Origin of the sequence: Nocardiopsis listeri NBRC 13360, assembly GCF_001570765.1 — a bacterium.
Taxonomy (GTDB): Bacteria; Actinomycetota; Actinomycetes; order Streptosporangiales; family Streptosporangiaceae; genus Nocardiopsis; species Nocardiopsis listeri.
Genome location: NZ_BCSH01000002.1, coordinates 1 through 9,949, shown reverse-complemented (window position 1 = coordinate 9,949; position 9,949 = coordinate 1). Strand labels below are relative to the sequence as shown.

Genomic DNA, 9,949 nt, shown 5'->3' with positions numbered 1-9,949 from the left:
CCGTGCCTCCCTTCTGGATGGCCCTTCGAATCACTCGTGTGGTGGCCGGGCGGTTCACTTGTAGTCCCGCCGCTCGTCCGGTGGGGGCACGGTCGCGCCCCGGTACTCGACCGGGACGCCGCCCAGTGGGTAGTCCTTGCGCTGGGGGTGACCGTCCCAGTCGTCGGGCATCTGGATACGGGTCAAGGCCGGGTGGTCGTCGAAGACGATCCCGAAGAAGTCCCAGGCCTCGCGCTCGTGCCAGTCGTTGGTCGGGTAGACCGACACGATGGAGGGCACGTGCCGGTCGGCGTCGGGGCAGGTGGTCTCGACCCGGATCTCGCTGTTGTGGGTGATCGACCGGAAGTGGTAGACCGCGTGCAGCTCGCGTCCGGCGTGGTCGGGGTAGTGCACCCCGACCACGCCGGTGCACAGCTCATAGCGCAGGGCGGGATCGTCGCGCAGTACCCGGGCCACTTCCAGGAGACCCTCGCGGCGGACGTGGAAGGTGATCTCCCCGACCGCCACCTCGACCCGCTCGACGAGGTCCGCCCGTTCCAGGGCGTTCAACGCCGCCTCCAGGTCGTCGGCGACCCGGTCGAAGTCGGCGGTGCGCGGATCGTCGGGGTCGGTGAAGGGCCGACTGCTGTGGACGGGAGCGCTCCCCCGCACCTTCAGCCCACCGAACCCGGAGGTGTCCCCCGTGGTCGTCGACCCGAACATGCCGGTTCGCTTGACCGGCGCGGCCAACCGTTCACGCCCGCGCTGGTCGGGCAGGTTCTCCGCCGCCTCGTCACGGTCGCGCTCGTACTCGTTGCTCATGTTCAGTCCTTGGTCACCAGCGGCAGCGAATGACGGAGCATCCGCTCCTCGGTCTCGGTGATCTCCTGCTCCCGATGGGCGCCGAGCTTGGTGTTCTGCACCTTGTCGTGGAGCTTGAGCACGGCGTCCAGGAACATCTCCGGCCTGGGCGGGCAGCCCGGCAGGTAGATGTCGACGGGGACGATGTGGTCCACGCCCTGGACGATCGCGTAGTTGTTGAACATGCCTCCGCTGGAAGCGCACACGCCCATGGCGATGACCCACTTGGGTTCGGGCATCTGGTCGTAGATCTGCCGTAGGACCGGCGCCATCTTCTGGCTCACGCGTCCGGCGACGACCATCAGGTCGGCCTGTCGGGGGGTGGCACCGAATTTCTCCATGCCGAAACGGGCCAGGTCGTAATGGGGGCCACCGACCGACATCATCTCGATCGCGCAGCAGGCCAGACCGAACGTGGCCGGCCACATGGAGGTCTTACGGGCGAGCCCGGCGACCTGTTCGACCGTGGTGAGCGCGATCCCCGCGGGGAGTTTCTCTTCTAGTCCCATCAGCTTCGGACCTCCTCAAGGCTGAACTGCCGGGTCTGTGGTGCCTGGGGGTGGGGTGCACGGGTCAGTCCCATTCGAGGCCTCCGCGACGCCACTCGTATGCGTAGGCGATGGAGACGTTCACCAGGAAGAGGATGATCGCGATCAGACCGAACCAGCCGAGGGCGTCGAAGTGGATCGCCCAGGGAATGAGGAAGATGATCTCGATGTCGAAGACGATGAACATCATGGCCGTCATGTAGTACTTGACGGTGAAACGGCCGCCGCCCGCCGGCTGCGGGGTCGGCTCGATGCCGCACTCGTAGGCCTGCATCTTGGCGCGGTTGTAGCGCTTGGGTCCGACGATCGCTCCGACGACCATCGACACCACCACGAAGGCGGCGCCGATCCCGCCGAGCACGAGTAGCGGTGTGTACAGCTCCACGGCTCACCCTCCTCCGTTGAACGGCCCACCGGGGCGCGCGCCCGGCGGTCTTGTGAACGTTTTCACCTGCATGTCCCGCATCCTTTTCGGTGTGAGGGGCACCCTTTCGAAAGCACCCGAAAGGGGCGCCCATCACGAGAACGCTGTATCTTTTCGGGCCTCCGCCGGCGCTTCGGCCCGTGCTCAAGCGCCCAAAGTGCGACGTCGCGAGAAACCGCGGATCAGGCCGCGGGCGCCATCTTGCTCAAACCGTTGATCACCCGGTCCATGGCATCGCCCTTGTTCGGCTCGGTGAGGTTGGCGAGCATCTTCAGCACGAACTTCATGAGGGTGCGTTGACGCAGCCCGTACTTGGTCGCGTACTTCATGAACTCGGGCTGACCGATGACCTTCACGAAGTAGCGACCGAGCGTGTAGTAGCCGCCGTAGGTGTCGGCGAGGATCTCCGGGTAGCTCAACAGGACGCGTTCCCGGGTCTGCCGGGTGGTGCGACCGTGCGACTGCACGATCACGTCCGCGGCGATCTGGCCGGCCTCCATGGCGTAGGCGATGCCCTCGCCGTTGAAGGGGTTGACCATGCCGCCCGCGTCGCCGACCAGCATCAGCCCGCGCGAGTAGTGCGGAACCCGGTTGAAGCCCATCGGCAACGCCGCGCCGAGGATCTTGCCCTTGCGGTTCTCGTCGTTGAAGCCCCACTCCTCGGGCATCGAGTCGGTCCACCGGCGCAGTAGCTTGCGGTAGTCGACGTCCTGGAAGGCGGAGGTGGAGTTGAGGATGCCCAGGCCGACGTTGCTGGTGCCGTCACCCACGCCGAAGACCCAGCCGTAGCCGGGCAGGAGGACGTCCTTGTCGCCGCTGCGGTCCCACAGCTCCAGCCAGGACTCCAGGTAGTCGTCGTCGTGACGGGGGCTCTCGAAGTAGGTGCGCACGGCCACGCCCATGGGGCGGTCGTCACGCTTGCGGATCCCCATGGACACGGAGAGACGGGAGGAGTTTCCGTCGGAGGCCACGACCAGCGGCGCCCGGAAGCTCACGGGCTCGCGGTCGGCGTTCTTGGCGCGCACACCGACGATGCGGTTGCTGCGCTCGTCCATGATCGGCCCGGTGACGTTGGTGCGCTCCAGGAGCTTCACCCCGGCGCCGACCGCCCTCTCGGCCAGGATCTGGTCGAAGTCGAAACGGGTGCGGACGAGTCCGTACCCGGGGTAGGCGGCCAGTTCGGGCCAGGGGAGTTCGAGCCGGACGCCGGCGCCGACGATGCGCAGGCCGTGGTTCTTGATCCAACCCTCGTCCTCGAAGGTGATTCCCATCGAGGTGAGCTGTTTCACGGCTCTGGGGGTCAGTCCGTCACCGCAGACCTTCTCCCGTGGGAAGGAGGTCTTCTCCAGGAGGAGGACGTCCAATCCGGCCTGGGCCAGGTAGTAGGCGGTGGTGGCACCAGCGGGGCCGGCACCGACGACGATGACGTCGGCGTCGTACTCGATCCGCTCGCGGCCTCTGGGAGCGGAGGTGGCTGTCTCACTCACGGGTGGGTCCTCGACTACTCGCGCGGTCCTACCGTGGCGGGCCAGTGCGGGTTCGACCCGCCAACGGGGGTGTTATGGGTCGGTTCGGGACTTCCGACTTGTCCGACATAGGGCCATGTGTCCTACGCCTCGTGCGCTTGTGAAGCACTTCACAAGCCTCTTTTCCGAAGTCTAGCCCCCCGAGAGCAAAGAGGCGACACCCGGGGGCCGTTCTTCAATGAATCGGATATTGAACCCATAACCACCACAGCCGGCATCAAAGCGCCACTTGACGACAACAGTGCAGCTCATGGCGGATAAACAGGACCAAGTGACTCACCAGTAACGTAAAAAGTCCCAAGGAGCAGGACTCCTTGGGACTTGAGAACTTTGTTAATTTATACGAACAATAAAGCCACTTGGGCGTTATGTCGGATTTTACTTTTCCCGGAAACCACGGTGCAGGGCCACCGTGCCCAGCGTCAGGTTGCGCCAGGCCACCCGTGACCAACCGGCCGCCTGGAGGTACTTGGACAGCTCCGCCTGGTCCGGCCAGGCCATGATCGACTCCGACAGGTAGTCGTAGGCCTCGCTCCGCCCCGAGAAGGCGCCGGCGACCTTGGGCAGCGCCGCCATCAGGTAGGTCGAGTAGATCTTGTCGACGAACTCCACCGGGATGTGGCTGAACTCGCAGATGACCAACCGGCCACCGACCTTGGTCACCCGTTGCAACTCACGCAGGGCCTGGTCCACGTCGGCGACGTTGCGCAGACCGAAGGAGATGGTCACCGCGTCGAAGGTCTCGTCGGCGAACGGCAGCGACAGCGCGTCGCCGGCCACGAACGTCACCCCACCGCGAGAGGCACCGCCACGCCGCTCGGCGCCCTTGCCGAGCATCCCGAGGGAGAAGTCGCAGGCGATGACGCGAGCGCCCTTCTTGATGAAGGACTCCGAGGAGGTTCCGGTGCCCGCTGCCAGGTCCAGGACCAGCTCACCGCTGTGGGCGTCGACCGCGTCGACCACGGCCCGACGCCAGGCACGATCCTGGCCGAGCGAGATGACGTCGTTGACGAGGTCGTAGTTCTCTGCGATGCCGTCGAACATCGCTGCGACGTCCTTGGGCTGCTTGTCGAGCTTCGCGCGGGTCATGGCAACAAGACTAAGGGGGCCCGACAGGCGCCTGAGACCGCCCTCGCCCGGTGCGGGATCAGACCTGGCACTCCCCGTACCGACCGCCCTCCAGGAGGACCCGAGGAAGGTAATCCGAACGCACGTCCATCCGCTGGTCCGGATCGCGCCCGGCCTCGTCGTAGACCAGGCTAGCCAGCCCCAGCAGGCCGAGGGGCAGGACCTGCTCCAGCGGATCGGTTTCCTCCGAGCGGGCGTGGAAGTCCCCGAACATCTCCAGGCCGCGCACCAGTGTGCGTTCGAAGTCGTCCGGTTCGCCGGTCAGGTAGGCGCGCAGCAGGTCCAGTTGGGGGAAGAACAGCAGGTCCAGTTCCAGCGCCGATCCGGCGTCCTCTCGGGAATGGGAGTCCGACCCCTCCATCGCCTCCCGCAGGTGCGCGACAAGCCGGTCGTCAAGGTTGATCAGTGCTTGTAGGGCGCTCACCCAGGCGTAGACGTACTCGGGGTGCCGGGCCTTGCCCTCTCCGCGCAACCGTTCGATGGGGATGGACGCCAGGTGCCGGACCCGTTTCTCGTCCCGGCAGATCAAGCCCATGAAGAACGCGGTCAGCCAGGTCCGCGCGTCCGCTCCGGCCATGGCCCCTGGAGAGACCAGCGAGCGGCTCTCGTAGTCCACGAACAACTCCAGTTCGGTGCCCCGCGAACTGGTCCCGAGCGCGACGACGGCGTGGTGGTACTGGAAGGCGAACGCCCACGCGTCCCATGCCCAGATCCAGGTGCACTCGGGGTCCAGGACCAGCAATTCCATGGCGAGGCGGTACACCGCGTCGAGGTGGACGTCGGCGGTCGCCGTCTCCTCCACCAAGAGCCGGACGTAACGCTCACGCTCGGCCTCGATAGCCTCCACCCGTGACTCGTCGACCGTGAACCCGATCGGGGTGCGGCGGGGAACGAAAACCATGTGAGGTCTCCTCTAAGTAGGACGACTGATGCGACAGGTCGTTAGACGGGGAAGGCGTCGAGCCAGGAACCGTTCACGATCCCGGCGGGCAGATAATCGGACTCCACTTCGAGGGACACACCCTCCACGGCCCCGTCATGGGCCAGACAGGCCAACGCCAGCAACCCAAGCGGCACGATGCCCTCAAACCCGCCACTGGCAAATTCTTCGGCGCTGTACTCCCGGTACGACTCCAAGGCCCGCACCAAAGCCTCATTGAACCCGGGACCGTCCCCCGCGACCAACCTGCCCAGAACATCCAGCTCAGGAAGCGTCACCATCTCCGCGTGATCAGCAGCGAACGAAGCCCGCTTCGGATCCGACAACACCCGAGCCCGCTCCACCAACCCCGCCGCATCAGGCGAACCCAGGACAAACGCCTGCCACGCCTCCACCTCCGCATAAACACCGGCCATGAAACGACTACCCTCACTCTCCCCCGCACTACGCAATACCTCGACCGGAACATGCGCCAAAAACCGAGACCGATCAGCAGAACGACAAGTCAAGGCCTTACGCATAACACCGATCCACGAACTCGCATTGATCGCCCAGTTCGGCTTCAAACTACCCAGATCCCACAGCCGACCACCGACCGAACACTCCACCCGAGAATAAGGCTCCGCCATCGACACCTGATAGAACGCGCAGTGATACTGCATCGACGTCACCCACGCTTCCCAGGTCCGAACCTCCTCAACCCGAGGATCGACAACCAAGAACTCCAAAACCTTTCCAGTCATATTATTGATTCCAAGGTGCATACCCCTCGCCCCATCAGCAAGAGAACTCACCTGCTTCTCAATATACTTCTGGTTATACCGAATATCGTCTTCGTCGACCTTGCGCATAATTTCAGAACGAGCCACATGCATGATAATTATCCTACATCGAAAATTTGATAGTCATATCCGTTAGCGGAATAGCCACCTTTTGCAGATACTGGATTCCCCTTAAACAAAGCGTACGTAACTTTACCCTCCTTCATTTTTCCTTCAATGTAATCAGCAAGCTCCCGCTCTCCCACCGATATCCTCCTATCCTCCGTTTTGTCATCTTCGATAATTTTTGAACCCTCACCTACTGAGACCTTAGAGCCATGGCCTCGGCCACGCATGGCATCAAGGATCGAATCAAAATAGCCACTGGTCCCCTGCATGACATCGGCGGCGCTTCCACCTACCGGGGCATGGATCCTTGTACCCAAGGAAGTCTTCGTGCTGGCTTTGGCCTCGACGATGACGATATCCCCGTCTTTGGTCTCATAGATCAGATCGAACTGACTGTTTCCGTTTCCAGGAACCCCGGACCCACGGCCCAAAAGGGTCGCACCTTCCAGGTCCGGTTTGACGACCTTCTCCTCTCCGATCACGTTGCCTTGATCATCCTTGACCTCCCGCATAACCTCATTGCCATGCTTGTCAAGCAGAGGACTTCCGTCGAATTCGTAGCGGGCGGCGATCTTCGCCGACTCCTCGCCAAAGGTTTCGGCCACCTTCGTCGATTTGTGATAAGCATCCACCTTGTCCTGGTGCGCCCTTTCGAGCAGGTCATGATTTTCTCCACCTTCTACATATTTCCCGTATTTCTTCTCCGCCGCCTTGAAAGTTTCGTTTTTTCTTACCGCATCATCGTACGTCTTCGCCTTCTGTTCCGCCAAAGCATCAAGGCTCCTGAAATCTTCGCGGAGTTTCTCCTTCCTGGCGAGCTCGTCACCTGTCAGCGGATTCCCATTTGAATCCTTGAGGAAGTCAGGGCTATTGATCCTGACCTTGGTCTTGTCCCCATAGTAGTCCGGTGAATCCGGCTGCTTGAGAGGTGTGCGCCAACCAGTATTCTCATTGATGTGGAGCTTGGGAAGCTGCCAATTCTCCAGTCCGATCTTAAGATCTTCTTTAACCCGATGACCGATCCGGTTGTAATATTTCTTCCGGAAACCCTCGTCGTGGTTGACCAGATGTTCCACATCCCGCAGGAAGGCTTCCTCCGCGGCCGGGTCCTTCTGGTCACCCCAGCGGTGCTTCTCGAACTCCGCCAGGGTCTTGGGGCCGGGTGGCCTGGGATCGTCCCCGGTTCCATTGGCGAAGGGATCATCGGGGCGACCACCACCTCCACCACCCCCACCACCGAAGTGAGCGGGACCTCCGCCGGAACCGAAAGCACCACCCGTGCCGGTCCCCCCAGAGTGACCGCCGGAGTCGCGCTCCAGCAAAGCGGTACTTCCAGGGCTCTGTCCGTCTCGCGCCCGGGTTCCATCATGTCCACCATGTGGTTCGCCGGCGGTGGAACTCTGAGCCCGGAAACCGTCCTCTCCATTGCGGCGTCCGAGACCGTCGGGCCCGGGGATCTCCATCCCGCCGGGTCCGACCGTTGCCCGGTCCAGACTGCGTTTCAGCAGACGGGCACGCTTTTCCGCGTCCATCGCGCTGAACCGGTCGACCTCCGCGGACAGTCCACGAACCGATCGGTCCTCGGTTTCGTTCCGACGCCCCGTCGAGGCGGGCTCCTCCGAACGGCGGCCGTCGCGGGAGCCTTCGGATTCGTCGGAGCGCGTAGGTCTGCTACCCGAGCCATCTGCGTCGCCGTGGTTCGCGAACGGTGGCGTGGGCCGGTCCGGAACCGACTGTTCCGGTGTCGACCAACGGGTGGTGAGTTCGTTGAGCCGCACGGAGAGGTCGTTCAACCGACCGAGCACTCCCCCGGACCCATCCGGATTCCGGCCACGGAAGACATCGGACAGGTCGAAACCCGGACGTGCGGCCAACCCTGGGCCGAGGTGGAGGGATGGAGTGAACCCGTCGAGGTCCAGTCGGAACGCCCCGGTCCCCACCCTGGCGAGCATGGTCGCACCTCGCACCGGCAGACCACCCACCAGCGTCAGCGCGAGGTTTCCTCCGGCAGTGGTGATCGTGTACATGGGACGGTCGTCCCACTCCCGCCACGGCACCAGGTCGTGGGCGACCTCCTTCCAGGACTCGCCCATGTTCTGCAGCCAGGCTTCCCCGGTGAAATCACCATCGTCGAGGACGTTGCCGGCTCCGCCGTACAAGCCCGCGAGCGCCCCGTATCCCTTGAGGGTCTCCTTCAGGTGGTCCTTGGCGTTGTCGTAGGCTTCGGAACCGTTCTGGGCCCAACCACTGTTCGCATGCCACAGCCCGGTCGCCGACACGGCGTTGACACCGATGTCCCAGACCATGCCGCCGCCGAAGTTGTCCCAGCCGGCCATCCCGGCGTCGACCGCCCAGTTCATGCCCCTGGGCTTGTCGCCGTTTTCCAGGTAGTCCCAGGTGAACTCGTGGACCCGTTTCCAGTCGGAGAACTTGCCGGGGTCGAAGTTCGGATCGGGGACGTCGTTCGGGTCGATCCCGCAGACGACCTCTCCGGTGTCGGGTTCGCCCTCACCGGCGGCCACGTAGGTGTTACCGGAACCACTGATCGATGAAAGCCCGGTCGCGCAGTCGCGCTCGGCGTCCTAGTACTCACCCCATGCCTTGTTGACCGCGAGTTTGAGTTGAAGGTTACGGAGCGTGTTGATCGGGTTCTCGCTCCAGGCGTCCTCGGCCTGCATCTCCTCACGAAACTCCCAGGCCTCCTCCCGGAGCGAACCGAGCCTCTCCTTGGCGGTCTCGGCCGCGTCGGCGAAGGTCTCCAATTCGGATACCGCCGAGGCGATGTCGCCATCGATGTCGTCTCCCCGTTCGGAGACCCGTCCCATGGCGGAGAAGAGGGTGTCGCTGCCAGGCGCCGAGTAGTGGTTGGGGAGGGCACCCCAGGTGTCCTCGATGTCGTGGCCGCTGTCGCTGATCGACCCGGCCGCCGACCTCATCGTGCCTATCGCCTCCCGAAGGTTCTCCACGATCGTGGCGGGTCGGGGGATCAGCGGAGGATAGATGAGGGTGTTGGGATCGTGGTCGATCGCTTGTTGGTTGCGGGGATCGTCATCGTGTGAGGGCCTGAAGTCCTCGATGAGGGGCATGTGATTCGTCTGTCCTAGCGAGAGTGGGGGATCAAGCCGGGTCGTCGATTGTTCCCGCGGCGCTCTGGGCCTCCGCCGCCATCTCCATGTCGCCGACGAGGAAGGCGTCGACGGCTTCCGCGCATCCTTCGACCGCGGATCCGGCCCGACCGACCATTTCCTCGCACATCTCGCCGACGTGTTCGAGCAACGCGTAAAGCTCGGATCCGACGGGTCCGCTCATGGACGAGCCGGCGGCCTCGACAAGTGAGTTCGCGAGCGAGGTGAGGTGACCGTCGAGCGCTTCTCCACCGCCGTCACCGACCTGGTCGGCCACGTTGTGGAGAACACCGCCCACGCCGGTGGGGTCGACATCCCACTCGCTCATAGATCGCCCCCACCGGAGAAGAGTTCGGGACGGAAGTTCTCCGGGGGTGGGGACTCGTCCATGGCGTGGTGGTCCACTCGCTCGTGCTCGTAGCGAACGATGTTGGAGTCCAGTCTTCGCAGGACGGAGTGCAATGAGCGGGCGACCGTGGTGACACGGCCTCCCAAGGAGCCCGCACGCCGGGCCATCACGGTCCTGGA

Annotated in this window: 11 protein-coding genes; all 11 read right to left on the bottom strand. The window is 63.8% G+C overall.

The genetic code is table 11. The annotated features are described in order from the left end of the window. Positions 1-54: 54 nt before the first annotated feature. Positions 55-801 carry an NADH-quinone oxidoreductase subunit C gene (locus tag NLI01S_RS00825; protein WP_067597541.1) on the bottom strand — a complete coding sequence of 249 codons (747 nt, stop codon included), beginning with the start codon at positions 799-801 and terminating at the stop codon, positions 55-57. Between the two features lie 2 nt (positions 802-803). After that, entirely contained in the window at positions 804-1,349 is a 546-nt protein-coding gene (locus NLI01S_RS00820; protein ID WP_067597538.1) for a NuoB/complex I 20 kDa subunit family protein, read from the bottom strand. Positions 1,350-1,413: 64 nt separating this feature from the next. Further along, positions 1,414-1,773, bottom strand: a complete 360-nt coding sequence (locus tag NLI01S_RS00815) for an NADH-quinone oxidoreductase subunit A (RefSeq protein WP_067597535.1) — start codon at positions 1,771-1,773, stop codon at positions 1,414-1,416. A gap of 221 nt (positions 1,774-1,994) precedes the next feature. Beyond that, positions 1,995-3,299, bottom strand: coding sequence for a geranylgeranyl reductase family protein (locus tag NLI01S_RS00810; protein ID WP_067597532.1), 1,305 nt, complete (start codon positions 3,297-3,299; stop codon positions 1,995-1,997). Positions 3,300-3,716: 417 nt separating this feature from the next. Further along, positions 3,717-4,427: a demethylmenaquinone methyltransferase gene (locus tag NLI01S_RS00805; RefSeq protein ID WP_067597529.1), complete on the bottom strand. Its 711-nt coding sequence runs from the start codon at positions 4,425-4,427 to the stop codon at positions 3,717-3,719. Positions 4,428-4,485: 58 nt separating this feature from the next. Further along, positions 4,486-5,367, bottom strand: coding sequence for an immunity 49 family protein (locus NLI01S_RS00800; RefSeq protein ID WP_067597526.1), 882 nt, complete (start codon positions 5,365-5,367; stop codon positions 4,486-4,488). 41 nt (positions 5,368-5,408) lie between these two features. Beyond that, positions 5,409-6,281 carry an immunity 49 family protein gene (locus tag NLI01S_RS00795; RefSeq protein ID WP_084392223.1) on the bottom strand — a complete coding sequence of 291 codons (873 nt, stop codon included), beginning with the start codon at positions 6,279-6,281 and terminating at the stop codon, positions 5,409-5,411. A gap of 5 nt (positions 6,282-6,286) precedes the next feature. Continuing rightward, positions 6,287-8,818, bottom strand: coding sequence for a hypothetical protein (locus NLI01S_RS00790; RefSeq protein ID WP_157090900.1), 2,532 nt, complete (start codon positions 8,816-8,818; stop codon positions 6,287-6,289). A 60-nt stretch (positions 8,819-8,878) separates the two neighbouring features. Then, positions 8,879-9,382: a hypothetical protein gene (locus NLI01S_RS25495; RefSeq protein ID WP_157090899.1), complete on the bottom strand. Its 504-nt coding sequence runs from the start codon at positions 9,380-9,382 to the stop codon at positions 8,879-8,881. 31 nt (positions 9,383-9,413) lie between these two features. Next, on the bottom strand, positions 9,414-9,749 hold the full coding sequence (locus NLI01S_RS00785; protein WP_067597520.1) for a DUF6507 family protein: 336 nt from the start codon (positions 9,747-9,749) through the stop codon (positions 9,414-9,416). Continuing rightward, positions 9,746-9,949, bottom strand: a 204-nt coding sequence (locus tag NLI01S_RS00780; protein ID WP_223809058.1) for a hypothetical protein, incomplete at its 5' end; no start/stop codon positions are given. The genes NLI01S_RS00780 and NLI01S_RS00785, both read right to left, overlap by 4 nt.